This is a genomic window from Bradyrhizobium sp. WYCCWR15520, assembly GCF_056174665.1.
Window position 1 is genome coordinate 71,861 of record NZ_JBWBWM010000005.1, and the last position, 22,784, is coordinate 94,644.

Consider the following 22,784-nt stretch of genomic DNA (forward strand, 5'->3'; position numbering starts at 1 on the left):
CGCCCTGGAGGAACTTATGCTCGCGAAAGCCTTAGTCATAGCCATGGCAGCAGATATTGCACGATCGGACTATGCCAAGCCGACCTTGATTCGTGACCGTAGCCGCGAATGGCTGATCGCCTGCCGTTGGGGACCTGAGGGCGAGTATCTTTCGATTGCGACGGCCGGCCCGATCACAGAGCCTCTCGCGCTGGTTGCACCACAGTCGATTGCGCCAATTCACAGCCTCGTCGGCGTGCTGGTCTCCGAATCGGAAAAGCAATCCACCAGTACGTTCCTGTTGGTACGTCAGTTACCCGGTGCGATCGAACTTGCCGGCACGTTCTTTCCGGCCGATGGGTACGTCCTGCTACAGGACCACGGCGATATCCACCTCGTCTGCAACGCGCGCTACTCGCATAGTTGCGGCTGGCTCGACGGCAAGGAGATTCGCAAGGACATTCCTGATCCCGCCCCCTATTCGGCCGAGGCAATGTCCTGGCATATCGAGGCGACGCGCCGCGACTGGATAGGCGAGTTCATTCCCGGCAGCAGACCGCCGGAGCGGGAGCGGCTTGCGATTCGCGCGACCGGCTGACTCGGCGATCGGACGATCCAATCCAATGGAGCGGCATGAGATTGCCGCGTGTCTTTCCTTGACGAGGACTATCCCCGCGAAGGAAACTTCCACCGCTCATCGTGATCGACAGTACCCAGCTGCGCAACCGTGGTCTTGGCCACGGGCGCTCGATCGGCGATGCTTTCAACCAGCTTCGCGATGCAAAGCCGTAGACGCAGGCTGGTCGTTCGCGCATAGGCCTTGAGAACGCGCAAGGCACCCGGCTCGGCGAGCAAGCGAGCCGCTGAATTCAAGTCGGAAGATCCAGGCCCGACAGATTCGAACAACTCGCCGACCGAAACGCCCAGCACAGAAGCGATCTGCGACAACCGGCTGGCGCCGACCCGGTTGACGCCCCGTTCATATTTCTGCAGTTGCTGAAAGGTAACGCCAATTCGTTCGGCGAGCAGGGCTTGGCTCATGCCGCGGTTGATCCGAAACATCCGAATCCTGACGCCCACCATCGCATCGAGCGGGCCAGACTTCCTCGTCGCCATCGGCAGACTCCCCCGGGCTGTTTCAAGCTGGGGAGATCCTAGCACAACCTCAAGGAGATGCAGATGCTAATTCGCGATCCCAGGAAGCAGCTTCACCCGCTGCTCGTCAGTGACGTGCTCGATCGTCAACCGTCCCTTCGGGTCGATCCCCGCCTTCATGGCGGGAGGGTGACCGGTTTCGAGAAAATGCTGCAGGGCAGCACGGCTCTCGTCCGGGAGCGCAAACAGCCCGCGCATTAGTTCAAAGAAGCCAGGTTCTTCCGCCACATAGAGCAGTTCGCGCAGTTCCGCGCCGGTATATTGGCCCAATGCCGTTACAAGCCATTCGGTTTGGTCATTCGGATCGCTCTCAGGCACGCGATTTAGATAGTAGACGACCGATTCAGCACTCATTTCATCCCCCGGTACCTCGCGATAGCTGACAGACCGCCTGTTCGGGACGGTCTTTCTGGCAGCTAACTCCCGAGCCTAACACTGCTCGGGCCTTCGTGATTTCAGCGTGATCGCAATCCGCACGACCGAAAAAGTTCGTTTCTGGTTCCCTTGGAGGGCAAATTGTGCCGAACTGATGCACTTGGGCGAAAATTCGGCGTTTCCCGTTATCGACCTCCGGACCATCTCATCGCGAAACTCAGAAAGCCTTCGCGATGGCGCGCTGCGCGTCCTGCTGAATCGTTTTCAAGTGATTCTGGTCCCGGAAGCTTTCGGCGTAGATCTTGTAGACGTCCTCGGTCCCCGATGGCCGCGCGGCAAACCATCCCGCTTCGGACTCGACCTTGATGCCGCCGAAGGATTGGTCGTTGCCGGGCGCGCGCGTCCGTATCGCGCTGACCGGCTCACCGGCAAGCTGGCGCATGTCGAGCTGCTCCGGCCCGAGCGCCTTCAGCGCGCTCTTCTGCTTCGGTGTCGCCGGCACATCGATCCGCTCGTAAAAGGGAACGCCGAGCTCGGCCGTCAGTCCGGCAAACAACTGGCTCGGGTCGCGGCCGGTGCGGCCGAGGATTTCGGCAGCAAGCAGCCCCATCACGATGCCGTCCTTGTCGGTCGTCCAAACCGAGCCGTCGCGCTTGAGGAACGATGCGCCGGCGCTTTCCTCGCCCGCGAAACCGAACGCGCCGCTGCCGAGGCCTTCGACGAACCATTTGAAACCGACCGGCGTTTCGACCAGCTTGCGATTGAGCTTCCTGGCAACACGGTCGATGATCGAACTGGAAACGATGGTCTTGCCGATCGCGGCCTCGCGGCCCCATTGCGGCCGATGCTCGAACAGATAGGCGATCGCTGCCGCAAGAAAATGGTTCGGGTTCATCAGGCCGCCTGTGCGCGTGACGATGCCGTGCCGGTCGGCGTCGGTATCGTTGGCGAAGGCAACGTCGAACCTGTCGCGCATCTGGATCAGGCTCGCCATCGCGAACGGCGAGGAACAATCCATCCGGATTTTTCCGTCCCAGTCCGCGGTCATGAAACGGAAAGTCGGGTCGACGGCGTCGTTCACGACCGTCGCGTTGATTCCGTAGTGCTCGATCAGCGGCTGCCAGTAATGCACGGCGGCGCCGCCCAATGGATCGACCCCGATTTTCACGCCGGATGATTTGATCAGCGCCATGTCCACGGCATTGCCGAGATCGGCAACATAGGGACGGATGTAGTCGTGCAGATGCGTCGTGGGCGCGTTGCGGGCGCGCGCATACGGCATCCGCGCGACGCCCTTCATGCCGGCCTCCATGTAGGCGTTGGCGGCCTTTTCGACCTTGGCCGTCACGTCGGTATCGGCCGGACCGCCATGCGGCGGGTTGTATTTATACCCGCCATCTTCAGGCGGATTATGCGACGGCGAGATAACTACGCCGTCGGCAAGCCCGCTCGTTCGGCCCTTGTTGTAGCTCAGGATCGCATGCGAGATCACCGGCGTCGGCGTGTAGCCGCCCCCCTCATCGACCATGATCTCGACGCCGTTGGCGGCAAACACCTCCACCGCGCTTGCGAGCGCCGGCTCCGCCAGCGCATGGGTATCGATGCCGATGAACATCGGACCGGTGAGCCCCGTCTCGCGGCGATGATCGCAGATCGCCTGGGTCGTCGCCAGGATGTGGTTTTCATTGAACGAGTTCTTCAGCGACGTCCCGCGATGGCCCGAAGTTCCAAACGCAACGCGCTGGGTGGGATCGGAGGGATCCGGCTTCGACGCGAAATAGGCCGTTACCAATTGCGGCACGTTGACGAGGGAAGCGGGATCGACCGGCTTGCCGGCAGCGGGATTGGGGGCAGTCACATGACCTCACGGAATGGGTGGTTTGGCCGGATTATACGTAGAAGCGATGGCGTGGGCAAAATTGGCACCTCCGAAGCAAGCCGATGCAGCCGCCTCTAGTAAACGCCACGATGCCGAGGCAGTTTCCTGTCACCCTGCGCGAAATATGGATTGTTCAGGCACTGCGCCGCGCGGCCCGATGCGGACGCTGCGCATTGCGGCAGCGAAGTAAAGCTGCAATCAATACTGCCTCCGCCAATGGCGTAGGTTTGCAGGCAAACTGGGTAGTTTGGATCATAGGTCTGGGCGCGCGCGGGCAAGGCCACCAACGCCGTGGCGATCGTCAAAATCGTTGCCAATACGCGCATTGAGCGCTCCTTCCGAGAAAGAGCTTACCATACGCACAAGGCCGTCGCGCGCCACTTCATAAGGCAGTCACGCTATAAGGCAGTCACGCCGGCAGGCTGCTGCTCGGTCCATACTTTAGGTTTGTCGAGGCAATGCTCGCCGCACCACCGCAACTCGCCTGATAATTTTTCAGCGCGAGGCGCACGTCGTCAGGCAACGCAATCGATTTGTGATCCACCAGCGACGTCGTCACGGTTACGAAGGTGGCGCGTACGCACTCGGAACCATCCTTGAACGCGTGAACCGTCAGCTTCACCGAGGTGCGTCCGATCGCGCGCACAATCACCGCGACGTCGAGGACCTCTCCCATCCTGCTGGGCTTGGCGAAATCCGCCGAGACGTGGGCATAGCCAAGCCCGGTCCGCCGTATTCCGACCAGCTCATGATAGGGAAGTCCCAGCGCCTCGCCGTACCAATCCTCGATCACGCCATTGAACAGGTTGAGATATTCCGGCGTGTAGACGATTCCGGCCGGATCGCAGGAGCCGAAGCGCACTGGCAGGCGCGTGCGCCAGATGCCATCAGGCAGTTCGGAGAGCGTCAGAGGTTCAAAGCGGGCCATACACCGAGCTCATTTAGTTTAGGTATAAAGTATTTTTCCATATCCGGGCCGGCTGGTAAAGTCGAGTATTGAAGCCTTCGTACACTGTGTCCCGCCCCCGATGGGTGATTCCAAGGCTGGAGCGCAGGGCGGCATTCTCACCGAATTCAGGCCATTTCCTGCGGGCGAACAGGATGAGCCGCTTGCCCCGTGATGGCATACTCCGTTACGGTCGCGGACGATACGGACTGCCAACGCCGAGGACGGTATCGTTCGGCCCACTCATGTCGACAGTTGATTTGGTCCTAAAGGAATTGCACTCCGGAACCTTTGACGCCGGCCCGCACGGCTGCACAACGGAAACGTCGGGAGATAGATTGATGGCCGGCAAGGAGCTCGCGCTTGATCGATGAAGAGAACATCACCGGCGAGGACGCGGACAATCGCACCCAGGTCAGGGTATGGCTTCGCCTCCTGGCCTGCACGTCGTTGATCGGCGCGGAGCTACGGCGCCAGTTCCGCGAAGAGTTCGACTTCACGATGCCGCGCTTTGACGTGCTGGCGCAGCTCGATCGTGAACCGGTCGGGCTCGTGCTGGGTGAACTGCCGAAGCGGTTGATGGTCACGGCCGGAAATCTGACGCCGATCGTGGATCGCCTGGTCGAAGACGGCCTTATCACGCGGTCGCCCTCGCCGCTCGACCGCCGCGTGCAGATCGTCTGCATGACGGCCGAAGGCAGGAGAGCGTTCAGACGGATGGCAAAGAAACACAGCCTGTGGCTGGCTTCACTGCTTGCCGAATTTCCGAAAGCGCGGCTCGACGGATTGGTCAGGGAGCTCGACGACCTGAAGAACGCCGTGAAGCGCGCAACGGAACAATCCCGCGCCTGATTCGAAAGCGTTTTCCAGCGAAGCGGACACCGGTTCGCGTCAAGAAAACGCGTCAAATCAAAAATCTAGAGACCCGTTCCGATTCCATCGGAACGGGACTCTAGCGGCGCGGCTTGTAGCCGGCGGCATCGCGGTCCCAGGTGTCGGGTGTCCTGCCGGCCTCACGGAGCGCGACCTTCCGTATCTTGCCGTTCTCGGTCAGCGGCATCTCGGTGACGATCCGGACAAACCGCGGAACCGCAAAATAGGCCATCTTGCCTTCGCAATGCCTGACGATATCAATCGGCTCAAGTGCATGGCCGGATTCGAGTTGGACGGCCGCCGCAACCTCGTCTTCGCCGAGTTCGGACGGCAGCGGATAGATCGCGCAGGCCGCGATCGCCGGATGCTTCAGCAGCACCAGCTCCACCTCCCAGGACGAAACGTTCTCGCCGCGGCGGCGGATCGAATCCTTCATCCGGTCGACGAAACGGTAGTGGCCGTCCGCATCGCGCACGACACGGTCGCCGGTGTGAAACCACCGATTTCGCCAGGCTTCTGCCGTCTTGTCCGGCATTTCGAAATACCCCGTCGCGAACACGAGCGGTTCGTGCGCGCGCAGCAGCAGTTCGCCGGCCTCGCCGTCTGGGAGAGGCTCGTCGTCGGGACCGGCGATGCAGGCCTCAACGCCATCAACGAGATAGCCCATGGTGCCGGGGCGATCGGACGGGATCGTGCCCGTGAATACGAAATTCGTCTCGGTCGAGCCGTAGCCGTCGAGCAGCGGCACGCCGAAGCGTTCGAGAAACGGACCATGAAACTGGCCGGGAACGCCGCCACCGAGCGCTACGCGCACGAAATGCGCGGTGTCGTTCGCTGATGGGGGCTGCGCCAGCAGCATCACGGCCATCGCGCCGAGGAGATAGCCGACGGTCGCCTGATGCCGCCGCGCCGCCGCCCAGAAACCGGAGGCGGAGAATTTCGGCTCGAGCACATAGGTGCAGCCGTTCAGGAGCGCCTGATAGAAGGCGTTCAGCGCATTGGTGTGAAACAGCGGCAGCGTCGTGAACAGCACATCGCCTTCGACGATGCCGAGCGCGCGCGCCGAATAGACGCCCCACCAGAACATCTGGGCCTGCGGGCAGCAGATCCCCTTGGAAGGCCCCGTGGTGCCCGACGTATAGAGGATCGCGACCGTATCGTCAGGCCGCACCGGCGCGGGCGGAGCCGCCTCGCCGAGCGCAGGCAATGGCGAGGCCGGAGACGCGGCGGCTTCGCCGATCGTCCAGACAAGGTCCGGCGGCGCGACGTCGCTTTCCAGGGTTTCGATCGCCGGCATAAAGCACGACTCAAGCACCAGCAGCTTCGGCGTGGCGTTGCGCAGGATGTGACTGAGCTGGATGCCGCGCAGCGCGGTATTGATCGGCACCGTCACGGCGCCCATCCAGGCGCAGCCGAGATAGACTTCCAGGAACTCCGGCCGGTTCGAGCACATCAGCGCGACGCGGTCGCCTGCGCGAATTCCGGCCCTTATCAGGCGGCCAGCCGATGCAGCGGCGATCGACGCCGTTTCGGTATAGCTCCACCGTGTTTCGCCAAAGACGAACAGTGTGCGATCGCGGTATTGCGCGGCCTGCCGCGTCAAAATGGTCGAGAGAATCCGGTCCTGCGGCGCAAAACGCTCGGCCGCCTGAGGCCAGATCGATCCACCCCGCCGCTGACCGGCCGTGCTGCCATTACCCACCTGCATTCGCACCTCCAAGGCAGCTTCCAAGGCCAATCTTCGGGCTTCGCCGGGCTGGTCTGCGATAGATCGCACTTGGCCAGCAAGATAGTTTAGGCTTAAAGTATTCGACGAAGACCGCCGCAGCAAGGGGCTGCGTGCGGACTTCCGGCCACCACCCGTGCGGCGGCAGGAACAGGAGCGACGTCCGCAATGAGCCTCGACACTCCCTATCGATCGCCATCCGACGCCTTCGCGGCCTCCGCCATGAGACGGCCGGACGCGCCATTCCTGCTGGCGCCTGCGAGTGCGCAATTGCCCTACGCACCGGAAGGATTCAGGATCGAATATGGCGCGTTCAAGACCGAGGTCGACCGGCTTCGCTCCGAATACGCGGCCGCCGGCTATGGACGCGGGGCGCGGGTTGCCTTGCTGCTGGAAAACCGCCCGGTCTTTTTCCTGCACTGGCTCGCGCTCAATGCGCTCGGGGTTTCGATCGTTCCGATCAACCCCGACGTCCGGCCCGACGAATTGTCGTTCCAGCTTGAGCTGTCGCAGGCCGACCTGCTGGTTGCAACACCTGACCGTATCCATGTGACGAAAAACGCGGCGCTCGGGCGCGCCCGCCTGATCGATACCGATAGCCGCATTCCACCGTGCCAGACCGACGTCAGCGCCCAAAGCCCCGAATTCAACGGCGAATGCGCACTGCTGTTCACTTCAGGCAGCACCGGCAAGCCGAAGGGCTGCATGCTGTCGAACCGCTATTTCCTGCAGGTCGCGGACTGGTACCTCGGGCAGGGCGGCGTGGCCGAACTGCAGCCGGACCGCGAGATCAACCTGACGCCGCTGCCGATGTTTCACATGAACGCGCTCGGCTGCAGCGCGGTCGGCATGATGGTGCTCGGTGGCGCCGTAGTGCCGCTTGACCGCTTTCACGCCAACCGCTGGTGGCAGTGCGTGGCCGACAGCGGCGCCACCGTCGTGCATTGTCTCGGCGTCATTCCCGCCATCCTGCTGCAACTGCCGGTGACCGAGGTCGAACGGCAGCATCGCGTGCGCTTCGCGTTCGCGCCCGGCGTCGATGTCCGCCATCGCGCGACCTTCGAGGAGCGCTATCGCATCCCGATCGTCGAGGCCTGGGCGATGACCGAGACCGGCGGGGCGGCGGCCACCACCACTTCGCGCGAGCCGGCAGGCTTCGGCGCGCGCTGCGTCGGCCGGCCGTCCGAAGGCATGGAGTATCGCCTCGTCGACGATCAGGGCGCCGATGTCGCGCTCGGCAAACCCGGCGAATTGCTGGTCCGCGCCAAAGGCGATGACGGCCGGGCCGGATTCTTCAGTGGTTACCTGAAGGACGAGGAAGCCACGGAAGCGGCTTGGCAGGGCGGCTGGTTCCACACCGGCGATCTGGTATTCGCCGAAAAAGACGGCCTGATGTACTTCCTCGATCGCAAGAAGACCATCGTGCGGCGCAGCGGCGAGAACATCGGGGTGCTCGAGGTCGAAAGCGCGCTCCATATGGACACGCGCATTGGCGGCTGCGCGGTGACGCCGGTTCCCGACGACATCCGCGGCGAAGAGGTGTTCGCGTTCATCGTGCCGAACGCTGAAGTCGACGATGCCGCGGAGCTTGCAGCCTCGATCGTCAAGACTTGCGCCGAACGCCTCGCCTATCACAAGGTGCCCGGCTACATCGCCATCATCGATGAATTGCCGCTATCCTCGACGCGGAAACTCGCCCGGGGCGAGATCAAGACGCTCGCGGCCGAAGCCGTCAGCGCCAATCGAGCGATCGACATGCGCGCGCTCAAGGCGAAGCTGCGCCACGCCTGAGCCACGACTGCTGCCGTCAGAGCATGATCCGGAAAAGTGGGAACCGGTTTTCCGAAAAGATCATGCTCAAACGATAAACGTAGAGCGAGATGACGAATCGAAGAGAAGTCATCGCGCTCTACGGCAGCAGCTTGTATTTGCCGTTTTCAATCTGGACCAGGATCCGCGCGCGGTCGTCGACGCCGTGCCGGTCGGCCGGCGTGTAGCTGTAGATGCCGTGCGCACCGACCACATCCTTGGTCGTGAACAGCGCCTCGCGCAGCGCGTTGCGGAACGCCGGCGTGCCGGGCTTCGCGCCTGATGCCTTGGCGCGCTTGGCGGCGTCCATGAACACCAGCCAGCCATCGAAGGCATAGGGCGAGAACGCATCGGCCGGCGCGTCGCCATTGGCCTTCTCATAGGCCGCACGAAATGCGAGAACGACCTTGCGGATCGGATTGCTCTCGGGGAGTTGCTCGCCTGCGGTCACAGGTCCGGTCGGACAGATGATTCCCTCCGCCGATTTGCCGGCAAGCCGCAGAAAGTCGGCGCTGATCATGCCGTGATTGCCGTAGAGCGGCCCCTTGTAACCGCGCTCCGCCAGCGCAATCACCGGCAGCGCGCCGGGCGTTCCGGTGCCGCCCAGCATGATCGCATCGGGACGCAGCGAAACCGCACGCAGCACCTGCGCCGTGACCGAATTGTCGGAACGCGCATAGCGCTCGTTGGCGATCACCTTGATCCCGGCCTTCTCGGCGCTTTGCAGCAGCGAGTTGTACATCAGGTCGCCGAAAGCGTCGGAGAAGCCGATGAAGGCCACGGTCTTCACGTTGCGGCTCTTCATGTGATCGACGATGCCCTGGACGAGCAGCGGTGTCGGCTGCGGTGTTTGCACCACCCACGGCCCACCCTCCCCGGCCGGTACCGGCGCGATCGGCGAGACCGCCACCATCGGCACCTTCATCTCGATCGCTGCGGTCGCCATCGCCAGCGTCTGCGGCGCGCCTGACGTACCGATCAGAAAGTCGACCTTTTCCTGCTCGACCAGCTTGCGCGCATTGCGCGTCGACGCAGCCGGATCCGAGCCGTCGTCGAGCTGGATGACGCGAACTTTCTCGCCATCTATCTCGCCGATATACGTTTGGCCTGCGGCGAGCCCCTTGGCATTCGGCACGCCGATCGAGGACACCGGCCCGCTCAGGCCGGTGACGAAGCCGACGAGAATTTCGGCATGCGCCGGCGCAGAGGCGCCGAGCAGGAACGCGGCACCGATCAACAGGATAGTTTTCTTTTTCATGATGTCACTCGATGTCGATGAAAGGGCTCAACCCTGCCCGGGCACCAGCGCAAGGACCCGCAGCGGACTGCCGGAGCCGTTCTGGATTTTTAGCGGCGCGGCAACGATCACGGCACCAGTCGGCGGAAGCTGATCGAGATTGCACAGGCATTGCAGGCCGTAGCGCCCGCCACCGTGCAGGAAATGGTGCGCCGGATAGGGCGGATCGAGATGACCGGCCTGGCCGGCATCGGTCCCGATCGTTTCGGTGCCGAAGCCGATGACGCCACGCTCCTCGACCAGCCAGCGCATCACGGCAGCATCCGGTCCCGGCGTATGCGCGCCGTCGTCCTTCAGATTGGCATAGTCGCGCCAGCCCTTCTTCGACCAGTCGGTGCGCAGCAGCACCCAATGGCGCTCAGGAATCCGTCCGTGGCGTTTTTCCCAGGCCTCGACGACCGGAATCGTCAAAAGGAAATCCGCATCCTTTGCGGCCTCTGCCGAACAATCGATCACGCAGGCCGGCGCGATCATGTCGCGCACCGGCAACGTGTCGACCGCATTGTTCGGCAGATCCTTGCCCGTGAACCAGTGGATCGGTGCGTCGAAATGCGTGCCGGTGTGTTCGCCGAAGGTGAGGTTGTTCCAGTACCAGGCAGGACCGCCGGCGTCGTAACGCGAAATCTGCTGGATGCGGACCGGCGCAGCCTGACCGAACTCGGGCGGCAGCACGATGACCGGAAAATCGGGACTGAGCGTGAAGGTCAGATCGACGACGCGCACCGCGCCGGATGCAACCGCGCCGGCAAACTGCATGAGACTGTTGCTGTCCATTGCGCTTCTCCCGCTTTCAGCAAACCCACTTACGCCCCAAGTTCACGCTCGACCGCCTTGGGATTGGCCGCAAGACGCTGGCGAATGTCCGCGGCGACGTCGCCTACGAACACGTCTTCAAGGCCGCGCTTGAGCGCCGAGACAATCGCGCTCGCGACCACGCGCGGCGCGACCTTCGGTGGTGGCACGGTCTGGAACCATTCGATATCGAGCGGGCCCGTGAACACGTTCACCACCTTGACGCCACCGGGCCGAAGCTCCGCGCGCAAGGAGTGCGACAGCGAGAGCGAAGCCGCCTGCGAGGCAGAATACGCACCGAATATTGGCCAGTTCGCCAGCGCATAGACCGACAGGATGTTGACCCACGCTGCGGCGCTGTTGACGCCATCGGAGCCCCGCATCCGCATCGCCGGCCCGAACGCCTGCGCCAGATGCACGAAACCGAGATAGCTCTGGTCGATCTCGTCGCGCACGACGCTGGTGCCTTGACGATCGAGCAGCCCGCCGGAACGGACATGCTCGGTGGTATTGACGAGGATGTCGACCTTGCCGCCGATATCGGCCGCCAGATCGGCAACCGACTTCTCGTCGCCGATATCGAGCGGCACGATTTCGACGCCCTCCAGCGTCCGCAACGCATCCTCGCCGCGGAACGGCTTCCACGGTTCAGCGACGCCGACAAACACAATCGAGGCGCCGGCTGCCTTCAACGCTGCCACCACTTCCTGGCCGACGATGCTCCGCCCATTCGTCACCAGAACGCGCCGGAATTTCGGATCGGCCGTCATCTCACGCCACTGCCTGTCATCCGTCATGTTGGATGTCTCCCGTTCGGGATGGGCGAAGGCCACGGCCTGCCCGCTCTTGTCCAGTTGAAACGACATCACGACCGGCTTGCCCTCTTCGCAATCGGCATGCAAATGCGTCACGAGGGTCGGCCCGCATTCCATCGCGACCAGGCCGACGCGCCATGGCGCTCGCTCGCGGAAATGCACGTCGGCCGGGATATGCAGCGTGGTTTCGGACAAAAGCGTGCCGCGCCGCGGCGCATCCGCGAAGACAAGATCGGCAGAAAGGCACTTGGGGCACGCATCGCGCGCCGGATAGCAGAACGTTTCGCAGGCGCCGCAGCGCTGCAGCATGAAGCGCCCCTCGGCAGCGGCCCGTGTAAAGCCGTGCGACGCCCGGCTGCGCGCGCGCGGCGGCGACGTCGGCAGCCGCGTCCGCAATAGCGGATTCTTCCGGCGCGGCTTTGCGATCGGTTCGATCATGAGCCCGCTCCCGCGAGGATCGCCGCGCCCGAAGCGAGGCCGCGATCATAATTGATCATTCCGAAGCCCGATGCCAACCCGATGCGGGCATCCCTCACCTGCGTCGGACCGGCCTGCCCGAGCACCTGTCGCATCGCCTCGACCACCCCGAGATAGGCGCCGCCTGCGCCGGCCTGCCCGACCGAGAGCTGGCCACCGGAAGTGTTGTGCGGGAAACTGCCGTCGATCGTCAGATCATGCTGCCGCACGAAATCCGGCCCCTCGCCCTTCTTGCAGAAGCCGAGATCCTCGAACTGCATCATCGAAATGACAGGGTAATCGTCGTAGGTCTGGACGAAATCGAGATCGTCAGGCTTGACCCCGGCCATCGCATAGAGCTCGTCGACGTCCATCGCCCAGCCGCCGCGCACCTGAACGGGATCGTCGCCGAACGCGTTGTGGCGCTCGATGGTGGCGAGGATTTTGACGGCGGGCAGGTTCAGCGATGCAGCGACGTCCTCGCTCATGACGAGGAAAGCCTCCGCACCGGCACACGGCATCACGCAGTCGAACAAATGGATCGGGTCGGCAATCGGCCGCGCCGACATGTATTGCTCGATGGTCAGCGGCGCCTTCATCAGGGCATGGGGATTGCGAAGCGCATTGCTGCGCTGGGCAACCGCGATCCTGCCGAAGTCCTCGCGCTTTGCCCCGAACGTCCGCATGTAGTTGCGCGCGATCAGCGCAAAGCTCGCATTGGCCCCGCCGGCGCCATAGGGATAGACGGCATCCTGGTTGAAGCGCGAAAAATTCTCCAGCGTGTAGCGGAAGGAATCGACGTGGTTGGTGTCACCGGCGACGCAGGCCACGATGCGGGCGTCGTTCGCCTGCACCGCCCGCGCGGCACGGCGGAGCGCGGCAATCGCGCTGGCGCCGCCGAGCGGAATGGTGTCGACCCATCGCACGCAGAGGCCGAAATGCTGGGTGAGACCAATCCCGCTATCGAGCCCCGCCGTGAAACTCGAGACACAGAACCCGTCGATGTCGCGCGGCGTGATCCCGGCACCATCCACCAGCGCCTTCAGTGCGCGGCCGATCCACCACTGCGCGCTCTCGATCGAGTAACGCACGTAAGGAATCGTCACCGGAACTGCCATCACGACCCGGTCGTAAGGTGTGCGGATGGAGTTCTGCATCGGACCGCCGGTTCCTGTGAGCCGTTCAGAGCACGGTCAATTTGACGTCGATATTGCCGCGCGTCGCGTTGGAATAAGGGCAGCGCTCATGCGCGCCGGCCACGACTTCCTCGGCGACGGCTTTCTCCAGCCCGGGGAGTTGCACCTTAAGCTCGACCGTCAACGCATAGCCGACCTCGACCGGGCCCATGCCGACCTTGGCGCTGACGGTCGGTTCCGCCGACGGCGTGATCTTGCGGGTACGCGCGACCAGCTTTACCGCGCCGAGGAAGCATGCGGCATAGCCAGCGGCGAAAAGCTGCTCCGGATTGGTTCCGGGCCCGCCCGGACCACCCAACGATTTCGGCAGCGACAGTGACACCGACAACAACCCGTCATCGCTCGCGGCCTTGCCGTCGCGTCCGCCGGTTGCCGTGACCTCGGCTTCATACAGAATCTTGTCTGGCTGCAGCATGTCGTGTCCTCAAGAGCTGTTTGGCTTGTGCGTGCGCGCTACAAGCGCGCGGAAATCCTGGCGGGCGCGGTCATTGGCCAGCGCGAAGCTCGGCCCGCGGCTCGGCTCGGTGCCGTTGAGGCGCTGCAACTGCACCCACATCTCGGCGCTCTTCAGCGCGACCGCCGCGCAGTTGACCACCGGCGCATGACCGATCTTGAACCCATGCTCGCTCGCAATCAGGAGACCAGGCAACACGCCGGCCGGGATGACGACATCGGCTCCGCGATCGACCAGCGGCTGCGCGCAGGACGCAAAGTCGCTCAGCATGCGCGCCTTCGCCGCGGCATCGCCCGCGAATGTTGCGCTGAAATCCTCCGGCCGGCAGCCCATTCCGACGACCTGCGACACGCGGCCGGAAAGTCCGTAACGATCGGCCTGCTCGTAATGCCAGACCTCGAAAGCGCTATCGAGCGTGACAAGGCCGAGGCGGCGGCCAAGCTGCGAGGCCGCCAGCAGCGTAGCCTCGCCGGCGCCGATGACTGGAATCGTCAGCGCCGAGCGCAGTTCATACAAACCGGGATCCTGGAAGTGACCCATGACATAGGCATCGAAGCCGTCCCCCTGCGCCGCGAGGCCGTTGTCGACTGCCTGGATCGCACAGCGGAATTCGCTGAGCCGGCCGAAGTCGCGATCGGCAGGCGTGATGCCTTCGACATGGACGCTGGTGCCGGGCGCCGCGATCTCGTTCAGATAGGCCGCCAGCCGCGTCATGTAGGGCGCGCTCGTAGCCTGGTCGACGAAGCTCTGCCAGAAGATGCGCACAGCGGATATCCCATTCACAGGCGGAGCGTGCAGGGCTCGCCCCCTCGCGGTCGCGAGGGTAACGACACGCACGAGCCTGTCGTTGCGGAGGCGCGTTGGAGAGCGACGCCATCCCTTCGACCGAAATATTTCAACCACAAAATAATTTTGGCGTCAATTGAACCGCGCACGGGCGCACGCTGCGCACGACAGGATCGGTTTGCCGAAAGGACAGGCAGATAGCGCCTCACCCTTTTGCACAAGCGAATTCAGCTTTCGCGGGCACTCGCAGTGCCGCAAATTTTTTCCGCGGGGCGCGAATCTGGCGTATTGACCTGTGGCCGAGAAATACTTTAGGCTTTAAACAATTGACAGGGAGTGGGCGCCGTGCAGACGCACGTCGCGTTGATGGTTGCGTTGATAAAGGCTCTTCAATCGTGGCTGAGATCATCGACCTCGGGACAGCGAATGTTACGGGCGGGTTCGCATTCGCCGCGGTCGGTCGCGCCGTTTCATGTCTTGGCTGCATTGGCGGCGACGAAGTCGCGGACTATTCCAGCAAAAGCTTCCGGCAACTGATCGGGAAGCGGCACCATGCCTCCTGAGAGCTCGCGCAAGATACTGCCCTCGATAGCTCCAGCGACCTTTGGAGCCACCAGATGAGCGTGCGGATCGCCTGTCGGAGCAATGACCAGCGTGGGACACTGGATGCTTCCCAGACGGTCCTCCATTCGATAGCGATTCACCACCCGGTGGCCTTCCGCCGCCATCTCGCCGGCCCGCAGGGCGTCAATCATGAAGCGCCGCAGCAGATCGGTATCATCAGCGGGATAGAACGGCTGCCGGCGCGCCCAGAGCTCGGTGAGATGGGAGCCGTCGGTGCGTGTCTCGACGTCATCGATCACCCGCATGGCGTGATGTTTGGCCCGGCGCGCCGCATCGACGAAAGGACAGGCCGAGAGCACCAGCGCGCTGACGCGCGCAGACCCCGACGCGGCCATTTCCACCGCGATCGCCGCACCGGTGTGATGGCCGACGATGGCAGCGCGCGGCACTTCCAGCGCATCGAGCAGCGCGAACGCCCCCTGTGCCCACAATTCGATGGAAGGTTTGCCGGCAGGCCGATCGGAATCTCCGAAGCCGAGCGTGTCCATCGCGATCGCACGGAAATCGCGGCCGAGCAGCGGCAGCACATCGCGGTATTCGTCCCACGAGCGCGGCGTCTGATGCAGCATGAGGATGGGAAAGCCAGTTCCCGCCGTGGCGACATGGATGCGCCCAAGAGATGTCGTAACAAAGCGACGCTCGACGCTGGAACCAGTTCTTGTAGCGCTCATTTCGTAGCTCCATCCGGATGCAGGCACCAGGCCCACGCTTGCTTTCGGCGACAATCGCGGCATCGATCGTGCTGGTCCGACCTCGATCCATGCTGACATCTCGCTCAGGTCGCGGCTGATTTCAACCAAGGGGAATGCAATGCGCAAGATGTTGAGTTTGACTGCACTCATCGGCGGCCTGGTCGCGGCCTCGACCGCACAGGCCGATATCACGATCGGATTCGTGACGTCGCTTAGTGGACCCGGCTCCTCGATCGGCATCCCGTATGGCCGCGGCATCCAGGCGGCGATGGAATACAAGAACGAGGTCAACGGCGAGAAGATCAAGCTGATCCAGCTCGACGACGGCTCCGATCCCTCCGCCGCAACCCGCAATGCGCGCAAGCTCATCGAGGAAGAGAAGGTCGACCTCCTGATCGGCACCGCCACCGCCCCCTCGACCATTGCGATGCTGGCGGTCGCGACCGAATTGAAGGTGCCGATGATCGCGGTCTCCCCGGTGATCGGTCAGCCGAATCCGGCCGACCAATGGGGCATTTCCGTTCCGCAGCCCGCCTCGCTGCTGGTCAAGGTCGTCGCCGACCGCATGAAGCGCGATGCGATGAAGAACATCGGCTATATCGGTTTCTCTGATGCCTGGGGCGATCTCGTCTACAACGGCGCCAAGGCGGTGGAAACCGAGGACGGCATCAAGGTGCTGACCAACGAACGCTATGCGCGCGTCGATACGTCGGTTACGGGCCAGATCCTTAAAGTTCTCGCCGTGCGTCCGGATGCCGTGCTGATCGGCGGGTCGGGCACGCAGGGCGCGCTGCCGCTGCTTGCGCTCGGCGAACGCGGCTTCAAGGGCAAGACCTACGGCACGGTCGCGCTGGTCAATCCCGATTTCGTGCGCGTCGGCGGCAAGGCTGCTGAAGGCATTCAGGTCTCGGCAGGCCCGGTCATTGTGGCCGAGCAGCTTCCCGACGACCATTTCGCCAAGAAGCTCGCGCTCGAGTTCCGCGCTGCCTTCCTGAAGGCCAACAATGTCCCGACCACGGACGGCTTCTCGGCCTATTCTTTCGACGGCTGGAGGATCTTCACCTCTGCCGCCGAGCGTGCGCTGAAGACCGCGAAACCCGGCACCGTCGAATTCCGAAAAGCTCTGCGCGACGAGATCCTCAACACCAAGGAGCTCTCAGGCGTGCACGCGGTCTACAACTTCAAGCCCGGCGCCTATCACGGCGTGGACGAGCGCGCCCTGGTCATCGTCCGCCTCAACAACGGCGCCTGGACCTATCAACCCTGAGCGGTGCCTGCGGGTAACACGGAAGGACGGCCGACGGCATGACGGCAGACATCGCAGCGATCCTTGCGATCGATGGAATTGCGACCGGGGCGGTCTACGCCCTGGTTGCGATCGGCACCGTGCTGATCTTCACCGTGACGCGGGTGATTTTCATTCCGTTCGGCGACATTGCCGCCTTCACGGCACTGACGCTGGCGGCGCTCGATGCCAAGCAGCTTCCCGGCACGGTCGGCCTGGTTGTCGTGCTGGCGTGCATGGCCTGCGTCATGGAGGTCGTCTCGCTGGCGCGTGCCGGCGAGCTTCGCTCCGTGCCGAAGGCCGTGCTCGGCTATCTCGTGTTGCCGCTGATCGTCGTCGGCATCGTCTGGCTGACGATGCGCTTCAATCCCCCGATGCCGGTCCGGATCGTGCTGGCGCTGCTTTTGATCATGCCGATCTCGCCGCTCCTGGACCGGATCGTGTTTCGCCCGATCGCGGACGCCTCGGTTCTGTTGCTGCTGACGGTCTCGGTCGCACTGCATTTCGCGCTGGTCGGACTTGGCCTGCTGTTCTTCGGCCCCGAAGGCGTCAGGACCGAGCCGCTGACGTCGATGGCGATCGAGATCGCCGGCGTGCACGTTTCCGGACAGACGGTGCTGATCCTCACTGCCGCGCTAGTGTTCAGCGGCCTGCTGTTTCTGTTCTTCGACTTCACGCTGATCGGCAAGGCGCTGCGCGCCACCGCCCTGAACCGGACCGGCGCCCGACTGATGGGTATCAGGCCTGCGCGTGCCGGAACCATCGCCTATTTGCTGGGATCATTGATGGCCGGCGTCTCCGGCATCCTGATCGCGCCGGTGAACACCATCTTCTACGATTCCGGCTTCCTGCTCGGCCTGAAAGCCTTTGTCGGCGCCATCGTCGGCGGCATGGCCAGTTATCCAGGCGCGGCGCTCGGCGCATTTGGCGTCGGCATTATCGAGAGTTTCGCCTCATTCCAGAGCAGTACGTTAAAGGACGTCATCGTCTTCTCGCTGCTGATCCCCATCCTGCTCTGGCGCTCGCTCGCCTCGCAGCATTCCGAAGAGGAAGTCGAGGAATGACACTGCAGCAGATCCGTCTCATCATTGCCGCGGCGATCGCCTGCCTCGTGGCGGCGCCCTTCGTGCTCAATCCGTTCAGCATCACCCTGCTGAACTACATCGGCATCTACGCGCTTGCGGCAATCGGACTGGCGCTGCTGACCGGCGTTGGCGGCATTGTGTCGTTCGGCCAGGCCGCCTTTGTCGGCGTCGCAGCTTACTCAACCGCCTGGGTCACAGCGGTGAACGGCTATTCGCCATGGCTCGGACTGGTGCTGGCCGTCGTTCTTACTTGCAGCATCGCGGCGATCCTGGGCTTCGTGACGCTGCGCCTGGGCGGCCACTTCCTGTCGCTGAGCACGGTCGCCTGGGGATTGGCAATCGCATTCCTGTTCGGCAACATCGATGGCCTCGGCCAACACAACGGCATTTCGGGCATTCCGCCGATCTCGATCGGCCCGGTCGCCCTCGTCGAGAGCCGGCAGATCTATTTCCTGATCTGGGCGATCGTCGTGGCGGTCCTTTTCGTCTGCTACAACCTGCTCGACTCCCGCATCGGCCGCGCGATGCGCGCGCTCCGCGGCGGCAATACGCTGGTCGAAAGCCTCGGGATCAGCGCCTTCCAGATCAAGCTTGTGACATTCGTCATCGCTGCGTTCCTTGGCTCGCTGTCTGGATGGCTCTACGCCCATCTCGGCCGTTTCGTCAGCCCCGGACCGTTCGAAGCCGGCATGGGTATCGAATATCTGATGATGGCGATGGTCGGCGGCGCCGGCAGCATTCTGGGCGGCGTGGTTGGCGCCGCGATCGTCACGCTGCTGAAGAACACCGTGCAGGACTATCTGCCGCTGATCGCCAAGGGCGCCTCCGGCCAGCTCGAGATCGTGGCTTTCTCGGCGCTGTTCATCCTGTTCCTGCAACGTGCCCGGCAGGGCATCGTCCCGTTCCTCGCAGGCTTTCTGCCTGACCTCAAGCAGTCCCGCCCGCAGGTGGCTGATCCGTTGCCGCTCCGTGACAAACCGGCGCCGGGCACGCTCCTTCTTAAAGTGCGCGAAGCGCAGCGCCGATTTGGCGGTCTCGTCGCCGTCAACAATGTGAGCTTCGAAGTGAAATCCGGCGAGATCCTCGGGCTGATCGGGCCTAATGGCGCCGGCAAGACCACGATGTTCAACCTGCTCACCGGCGCGCTGCGCGCGAATAGCGGCGAGATCGCGTTCGCAGGCCGTTCGATCACCCACGACCAGCAATTCCACATCGCCCGCGCCGGCATCTCCCGCACCTTCCAGCACGTCAAGTTGCGCCCACGCATGACGCTGCTCGACAACGTGCTGCTCGGCACCTATTCGCGGACCAAAACCGGCCTGCTCGCCGGCGCCTTACGCCTGAACCAGGCGGAAGAGGCCAGCGCCCGCTACGAAGCGCTGCAGCAGCTCGAACGGGTCGGGCTCGGCGACAAACCATTCGAGCTCGCCGGCAATCTGCCGCTCGGCAATCAGCGCGTGCTCGAGATCGCCCGCGCGCTTGCCGCTGATCCGACGCTGCTCGTGCTCGACGAGCCGGCCGCCGGCCTTCGTCGCCAGGAGAAGCTGAAGCTTGCGGAGCTGTTGCGGTCGCTGCGCGCGGATCACCTGACCATCCTCTTGGTCGAGCACGACATGGAATTCGTCATGTCGCTGGTCGATCGCATCGTCGTACTCGATTTCGGCTCAAAGCTCTGCGAAGGCGAACCGGCGGCGATCCGCAGCGATGCCCGGGTCCAGGAAGCCTATCTCGGAGGTGTCGCGTGACACAGATGTTCTCGATCGAGAATGTGTCGGTCGCCTACGGCAAGGTAGAGGCGGTGCGAAACGTCTCGCTGTCCGTCGAGCAAGGGCAGATCGTGACCGTGATCGGCCCGAACGGCGCCGGCAAAACCACCCTGCTGATGGCGGCGATCGGGCTACTGAAGTCCACCGGGCGAATGGTGTTTCAGGGCGCCGATCTTGCGAAGATCGACGTCGAAGGCCGCGTCGAGCGCGGCCTTTGTCTCGTGCCGGAAAAGCGCGAGCTGTTTGCCGACATGTCGGTGGCCGACAATCTGCTGCTCGGCACCTACAGCCTGCGCGACCGCTCCGCGACGCGCAAAAGCCTCGACGACGTGTTCGACCGCTTCCCGCGGCTGAAGGAGCGCAGCAAGCAGGCCGCCGGCACCTTGTCGGGCGGCGAGCGGCAGATGCTGGCGCTCGGCCGCGCGCTGATGGCGAAGCCGAAACTGCTCGTGCTCGACGAACCCAGCCTCGGGCTGGCGCCGCTGATCGTCCGCGAAATCTTCCGCACCATCGCCTCGCTGCGAAGCCTCGGCGTCTCGGTGCTCCTGGTCGAGCAGAACGCCCGCGCAGCGCTGGAGACCGCGGACTACGGCTATGTGCTGGAAACCGGCGAGATCATCCAGTCCGGCCCGGCGGACACGCTGATCCACGACCCAAAACTGATCGCGGCCTATCTCGGCGGTCACTGAAGCGACGGCGCATCAAGCGACCGGTTCGCGCGCCAAACCCATGGCCCGCAACGCCGACGCAAAGGCCGCGAGGCGCTGCTCGCGGTAGGCGGCCAAGTCGACGCCTTCATAGTTCATGAAGCCCTGCCCGGTCTTCATGCCGATCCGCCCATCGCGCATATTCGTCGCGATGATGTCAGGTGCGGCGTAACGGCTGTCGCCGAGCGCCTCGACCAGATAACGGCTGGCATGATGCAGGATATCGCCGCCGCCCCAGTCGATGAACTCAAGCAGGCCCAGTACCGCGAAGCGGAATCCGAAACCGTAGATGACGGCCTTGTCGATATCCTCCGCCGAGGCGACGCCCTCCTCCACCATGCGGGCCGCTTCGTTCATCGCCAGCGACTGGATTCGCGGCACGATGAAGCCCGGCCGCGCCGCGCAGACGACCGGCACCTTGCCGATGTCTTCGAGCAGCGCCTTCATCCGCGTCGTAACTTCCGGCGCGGTGAGCCGTCCGGGAGACAATTCGATCAGCGGCACGAGATAGGCAGGATTGAGCCAGTGCGCATTGAGGAAACGGCCGGGATGCTCGATCGATCCGGAGAGATCGTCGACCAATATTGTCGACGTGGTCGAAGCGATGATCGGGCGCTCGCCCGCCAACCGCGAGGCCTCGACTAGCGCCGCCTGCTTCAGCGCGAGAATTTCCGGCATTCCTTCGAAGATGACATCGCAGCTCGGCAGTGCTGCACCCGCCTCCTGCCGAGGCACGATCGTAATGCGCTCGGCAATTGTCGGCACGAGCTCGGCCGGAAGCAGATCGATGCGTGAGAGGATCTCCAGCGTCGAGCGAATCTCAGCCCTGGCTTCGGCCGCCAGTGCGTCAAATGCCGACGCCTCCCGTTCCTTGAAGTCGATAACGACGACTTTGTGGCCGGCGAACGCGAATACGACGGCAATGCCGCGTCCCATCCGTCCGGCGCCGAGACATCCGATGACCGGTTTCATCTGAAGCCCTCAGTCAGAAGGGTCTGCAATGCGGTCTGGTCGAGATCGCCGAGGCCGAGTGATGACAGGCTGCGGCCCGTCACCGCGAAATCCTGTCCCGTGATGGCGGAACCGATCGCGAGGAACGCCTTCACGAGCGGGGTTTGCACACCAACGAGACCGGCTACAGAAGCGAGGAACGACAAGCCGAGACGCAAATCCTCCAGCATGTAGCGATGCTCGACGAGGATGAGGCGTTCGGACCAGTCGCCGGAATCCGTGAGCTGGTCGTGCGCGTCGCGCGCATACATCCAGGGTTCGCCATCCTTCGAGTAATGGTTGGCCAACGGAAAATGCGGCGCTCTGTAACCAAGCGCCTCGCGGATGGCGATGCGTTCGGCATCGAGCGCGTCCGTTACGCGGCGGATCGCCGGTTGGGTACCTTCCTTATGGATGTCCCACTTGTCGAAATGTTCGATCGGGCCGGCATTCATCGTGATCAGCGGCGGATGGATGATCGGACCGGCATTCATCAGCGCCCCCGAAAGCGCATCGCCGCATGGCTCGATGGCGTTCGGAAACGCGCGTTCGATCACATCGAGCGCATGCGGGGCGAGGCGCAGCGGAAATACCCCGGTCGGCAGCCGTGCGCCCCTGCCGGAAATGCGGACGGTATAAGGACCCTGCTTGCGCGCCAGCCACGGCAACGTCCCGGTCTCCGCGGTTACGATTGCCGCGCGGTTGCCCGCGTCTTTCGTGGCGCGGGCGAAGATGTAGGAACCGAACGTCCCAGGCGGCAGAAACACGACTTGGCCGTCGCGCAAATGCGGCGCGGCCAGTTTGGCAATAGATTCTTGGGCGAACGCAGGCGCCGGACACAGGATGAGGTCGGCGGCTTCGATGGCTTCCGCGATCGAACACGTGATCGCCGCGAGACGGACTTCTCTGCGGCCAGACCGGTCGATGACCGTTATCGTGCCGCCCTGCGCCCGATGCGCCTCGACGTCTTTCGAATCTCGACGCCACAGCCGGACTTCGTGACCGGCCAAAGCGAAGTCCCCGGCGGCCGCGAACGAACCGTTTCCTCCACCCAACACTGCGATCTTCAAGATGTCCTCCGCTTCGTCGACCTACGC

22 protein-coding genes are annotated in these 22,784 nt (G+C 63.6%); 7 read left to right on the top strand and 15 right to left on the bottom strand.

Translation table 11 applies throughout. The features are described 5' to 3' along the window. Window positions 1–16: 16 nt before the first annotated feature. Window positions 17–577: a hypothetical protein gene (locus AC0QUY_RS07100; RefSeq protein WP_161852020.1), complete on the top strand. Its 561-nt coding sequence runs from the start codon at window positions 17–19 to the stop codon at window positions 575–577. 68 nt (window positions 578–645) lie between these two features. Here the strand turns inward: AC0QUY_RS07100 and AC0QUY_RS07105 are convergent, their stop codons facing one another. The 5 genes from AC0QUY_RS07105 to AC0QUY_RS07125 form a co-directional block, all read right to left on the bottom strand. Further along, window positions 646–1,020: a helix-turn-helix domain-containing protein gene (locus AC0QUY_RS07105; RefSeq protein ID WP_475386296.1), complete on the bottom strand. Its 375-nt coding sequence runs from the start codon at window positions 1,018–1,020 to the stop codon at window positions 646–648. Window positions 1,021–1,161: 141 nt separating this feature from the next. Beyond that, window positions 1,162–1,488, bottom strand: coding sequence for a hypothetical protein (locus AC0QUY_RS07110; protein WP_161852018.1), 327 nt, complete (start codon window positions 1,486–1,488; stop codon window positions 1,162–1,164). Window positions 1,489–1,726: 238 nt separating this feature from the next. After that, entirely contained in the window at window positions 1,727–3,367 is a 1,641-nt protein-coding gene (gene pgm, locus AC0QUY_RS07115) for a phosphoglucomutase (alpha-D-glucose-1,6-bisphosphate-dependent) (protein WP_161852017.1), read from the bottom strand. A gap of 95 nt (window positions 3,368–3,462) precedes the next feature. Further along, a complete protein-coding gene (locus AC0QUY_RS07120) occupies window positions 3,463–3,714 on the bottom strand; it encodes a DUF3551 domain-containing protein (RefSeq protein ID WP_161852016.1) in 252 nt (83 codons plus the stop codon). 83 nt (window positions 3,715–3,797) lie between these two features. After that, window positions 3,798–4,316: an acyl-CoA thioesterase gene (locus AC0QUY_RS07125; protein ID WP_161852015.1), complete on the bottom strand. Its 519-nt coding sequence runs from the start codon at window positions 4,314–4,316 to the stop codon at window positions 3,798–3,800. A 381-nt stretch (window positions 4,317–4,697) separates the two neighbouring features. Here AC0QUY_RS07125 and AC0QUY_RS07130 point away from each other — a divergent pair, with 381 nt between their 5' ends. Beyond that, window positions 4,698–5,186: a MarR family winged helix-turn-helix transcriptional regulator gene (locus AC0QUY_RS07130; RefSeq protein ID WP_161852014.1), complete on the top strand. Its 489-nt coding sequence runs from the start codon at window positions 4,698–4,700 to the stop codon at window positions 5,184–5,186. A gap of 100 nt (window positions 5,187–5,286) precedes the next feature. Here the strand turns inward: AC0QUY_RS07130 and AC0QUY_RS07135 are convergent, their stop codons facing one another. Then, entirely contained in the window at window positions 5,287–6,915 is a 1,629-nt protein-coding gene (locus AC0QUY_RS07135) for an ATP-dependent acyl-CoA ligase (protein ID WP_475386297.1), read from the bottom strand. A 186-nt stretch (window positions 6,916–7,101) separates the two neighbouring features. Here AC0QUY_RS07135 and AC0QUY_RS07140 point away from each other — a divergent pair, with 186 nt between their 5' ends. Continuing rightward, window positions 7,102–8,724, top strand: coding sequence for an AMP-binding protein (locus AC0QUY_RS07140; protein ID WP_475386298.1), 1,623 nt, complete (start codon window positions 7,102–7,104; stop codon window positions 8,722–8,724). 118 nt (window positions 8,725–8,842) lie between these two features. Here AC0QUY_RS07140 and AC0QUY_RS07145 read toward each other — a convergent pair whose 3' ends face one another. From AC0QUY_RS07145 to AC0QUY_RS07175, 7 genes are all read right to left on the bottom strand, one after another. Then, window positions 8,843–10,000 (bottom strand): ABC transporter substrate-binding protein, encoded by a 1,158-nt coding sequence (locus AC0QUY_RS07145; protein WP_475386299.1) that lies wholly within the window; start codon window positions 9,998–10,000, stop codon window positions 8,843–8,845. Between the two features lie 27 nt (window positions 10,001–10,027). Then, window positions 10,028–10,813, bottom strand: coding sequence for a cyclase family protein (locus AC0QUY_RS07150; RefSeq protein WP_475386300.1), 786 nt, complete (start codon window positions 10,811–10,813; stop codon window positions 10,028–10,030). Window positions 10,814–10,842: 29 nt separating this feature from the next. After that, window positions 10,843–12,084 (bottom strand): SDR family NAD(P)-dependent oxidoreductase, encoded by a 1,242-nt coding sequence (locus tag AC0QUY_RS07155; RefSeq protein ID WP_475386301.1) that lies wholly within the window; start codon window positions 12,082–12,084, stop codon window positions 10,843–10,845. After that, the gene (locus AC0QUY_RS07160) at window positions 12,081–13,259 is read right to left on the bottom strand and encodes a thiolase family protein (protein WP_161852008.1); all 1,179 of its coding nucleotides are present in this window, start codon (window positions 13,257–13,259) and stop codon (window positions 12,081–12,083) included. Before AC0QUY_RS07160 ends, AC0QUY_RS07155 begins: the two co-directional genes overlap by 4 nt. A gap of 25 nt (window positions 13,260–13,284) precedes the next feature. Then, the gene (locus tag AC0QUY_RS07165) at window positions 13,285–13,713 is read right to left on the bottom strand and encodes an organic hydroperoxide resistance protein (protein WP_475386302.1); all 429 of its coding nucleotides are present in this window, start codon (window positions 13,711–13,713) and stop codon (window positions 13,285–13,287) included. 9 nt (window positions 13,714–13,722) lie between these two features. Beyond that, entirely contained in the window at window positions 13,723–14,517 is a 795-nt protein-coding gene (locus AC0QUY_RS07170) for an aspartate/glutamate racemase family protein (RefSeq protein WP_475386303.1), read from the bottom strand. Between the two features lie 491 nt (window positions 14,518–15,008). Further along, window positions 15,009–15,833 (bottom strand): alpha/beta fold hydrolase, encoded by an 825-nt coding sequence (locus AC0QUY_RS07175; RefSeq protein ID WP_475386304.1) that lies wholly within the window; start codon window positions 15,831–15,833, stop codon window positions 15,009–15,011. A 139-nt stretch (window positions 15,834–15,972) separates the two neighbouring features. On the opposite strand from AC0QUY_RS07175, the gene AC0QUY_RS07180 reads away from it, so the two are divergent. The 4 genes from AC0QUY_RS07180 to AC0QUY_RS07195 are packed head-to-tail and all read left to right on the top strand — an operon-like array spanning window position 15,973 to window position 20,679. Further along, window positions 15,973–17,121, top strand: a complete 1,149-nt coding sequence (locus AC0QUY_RS07180) for an ABC transporter substrate-binding protein (RefSeq protein ID WP_161852004.1) — start codon at window positions 15,973–15,975, stop codon at window positions 17,119–17,121. Window positions 17,122–17,159: 38 nt separating this feature from the next. Beyond that, window positions 17,160–18,203 (top strand): branched-chain amino acid ABC transporter permease, encoded by a 1,044-nt coding sequence (locus AC0QUY_RS07185; RefSeq protein ID WP_161852003.1) that lies wholly within the window; start codon window positions 17,160–17,162, stop codon window positions 18,201–18,203. Continuing rightward, a complete protein-coding gene (locus AC0QUY_RS07190; RefSeq protein ID WP_475386305.1) occupies window positions 18,200–19,969 on the top strand; it encodes a branched-chain amino acid ABC transporter ATP-binding protein/permease in 1,770 nt (589 codons plus the stop codon). The genes AC0QUY_RS07185 and AC0QUY_RS07190 overlap by 4 nt, the downstream gene beginning before the upstream one ends. A gap of 5 nt (window positions 19,970–19,974) precedes the next feature. Next, window positions 19,975–20,679, top strand: a complete 705-nt coding sequence (locus AC0QUY_RS07195; protein WP_475386454.1) for an ABC transporter ATP-binding protein — start codon at window positions 19,975–19,977, stop codon at window positions 20,677–20,679. 12 nt (window positions 20,680–20,691) lie between these two features. On the opposite strand, the gene AC0QUY_RS07200 is transcribed toward AC0QUY_RS07195, so the two are convergent. Next, entirely contained in the window at window positions 20,692–21,669 is a 978-nt protein-coding gene (locus tag AC0QUY_RS07200; RefSeq protein WP_475386306.1) for a 3-hydroxybutyryl-CoA dehydrogenase, read from the bottom strand. Beyond that, the gene (locus AC0QUY_RS07205; RefSeq protein WP_475386307.1) at window positions 21,666–22,757 is read right to left on the bottom strand and encodes an NAD/NADP octopine/nopaline dehydrogenase family protein; all 1,092 of its coding nucleotides are present in this window, start codon (window positions 22,755–22,757) and stop codon (window positions 21,666–21,668) included. The genes AC0QUY_RS07200 and AC0QUY_RS07205 overlap by 4 nt, the downstream gene beginning before the upstream one ends. Window positions 22,758–22,784: the final 27 nt, after the last annotated feature.

What these genes read in the sequence shown, in the direction of transcription:
- AC0QUY_RS07100 (WP_161852020.1), top strand. Translation starts at nt 17, where the DNA reads ATGCTCGCGAAAGCCTTAGTCATAGCCATGGCAGCAGATATTGCACGA.
- AC0QUY_RS07105 (WP_475386296.1), bottom strand. Translation starts at nt 1,020, where the DNA reads ATGAGCCAAGCCCTGCTCGCCGAACGAATTGGCGTTACCTTTCAGCAA.
- AC0QUY_RS07110 (WP_161852018.1), bottom strand. Translation starts at nt 1,488, where the DNA reads ATGAGTGCTGAATCGGTCGTCTACTATCTAAATCGCGTGCCTGAGAGC.
- AC0QUY_RS07120 (WP_161852016.1), bottom strand. Translation starts at nt 3,714, where the DNA reads ATGCGCGTATTGGCAACGATTTTGACGATCGCCACGGCGTTGGTGGCC.
- AC0QUY_RS07125 (WP_161852015.1), bottom strand. Translation starts at nt 4,316, where the DNA reads ATGGCCCGCTTTGAACCTCTGACGCTCTCCGAACTGCCTGATGGCATC.
- AC0QUY_RS07135 (WP_475386297.1), bottom strand. Translation starts at nt 6,915, where the DNA reads ATGCAGGTGGGTAATGGCAGCACGGCCGGTCAGCGGCGGGGTGGATCG.
- AC0QUY_RS07140 (WP_475386298.1), top strand. Translation starts at nt 7,102, where the DNA reads ATGAGCCTCGACACTCCCTATCGATCGCCATCCGACGCCTTCGCGGCC.
- AC0QUY_RS07145 (WP_475386299.1), bottom strand. Translation starts at nt 10,000, where the DNA reads ATGAAAAAGAAAACTATCCTGTTGATCGGTGCCGCGTTCCTGCTCGGC.
- AC0QUY_RS07150 (WP_475386300.1), bottom strand. Translation starts at nt 10,813, where the DNA reads ATGGACAGCAACAGTCTCATGCAGTTTGCCGGCGCGGTTGCATCCGGC.
- AC0QUY_RS07155 (WP_475386301.1), bottom strand. Translation starts at nt 12,084, where the DNA reads ATGATCGAACCGATCGCAAAGCCGCGCCGGAAGAATCCGCTATTGCGG.
- AC0QUY_RS07160 (WP_161852008.1), bottom strand. Translation starts at nt 13,259, where the DNA reads ATGCAGAACTCCATCCGCACACCTTACGACCGGGTCGTGATGGCAGTT.
- AC0QUY_RS07165 (WP_475386302.1), bottom strand. Translation starts at nt 13,713, where the DNA reads ATGCTGCAGCCAGACAAGATTCTGTATGAAGCCGAGGTCACGGCAACC.
- AC0QUY_RS07175 (WP_475386304.1), bottom strand. Translation starts at nt 15,833, where the DNA reads ATGAGCGCTACAAGAACTGGTTCCAGCGTCGAGCGTCGCTTTGTTACG.
- AC0QUY_RS07180 (WP_161852004.1), top strand. Translation starts at nt 15,973, where the DNA reads ATGCGCAAGATGTTGAGTTTGACTGCACTCATCGGCGGCCTGGTCGCG.
- AC0QUY_RS07185 (WP_161852003.1), top strand. Translation starts at nt 17,160, where the DNA reads ATGACGGCAGACATCGCAGCGATCCTTGCGATCGATGGAATTGCGACC.
- AC0QUY_RS07190 (WP_475386305.1), top strand. Translation starts at nt 18,200, where the DNA reads ATGACACTGCAGCAGATCCGTCTCATCATTGCCGCGGCGATCGCCTGC.
- AC0QUY_RS07195 (WP_475386454.1), top strand. Translation starts at nt 19,975, where the DNA reads ATGTTCTCGATCGAGAATGTGTCGGTCGCCTACGGCAAGGTAGAGGCG.
- AC0QUY_RS07200 (WP_475386306.1), bottom strand. Translation starts at nt 21,669, where the DNA reads ATGAAACCGGTCATCGGATGTCTCGGCGCCGGACGGATGGGACGCGGC.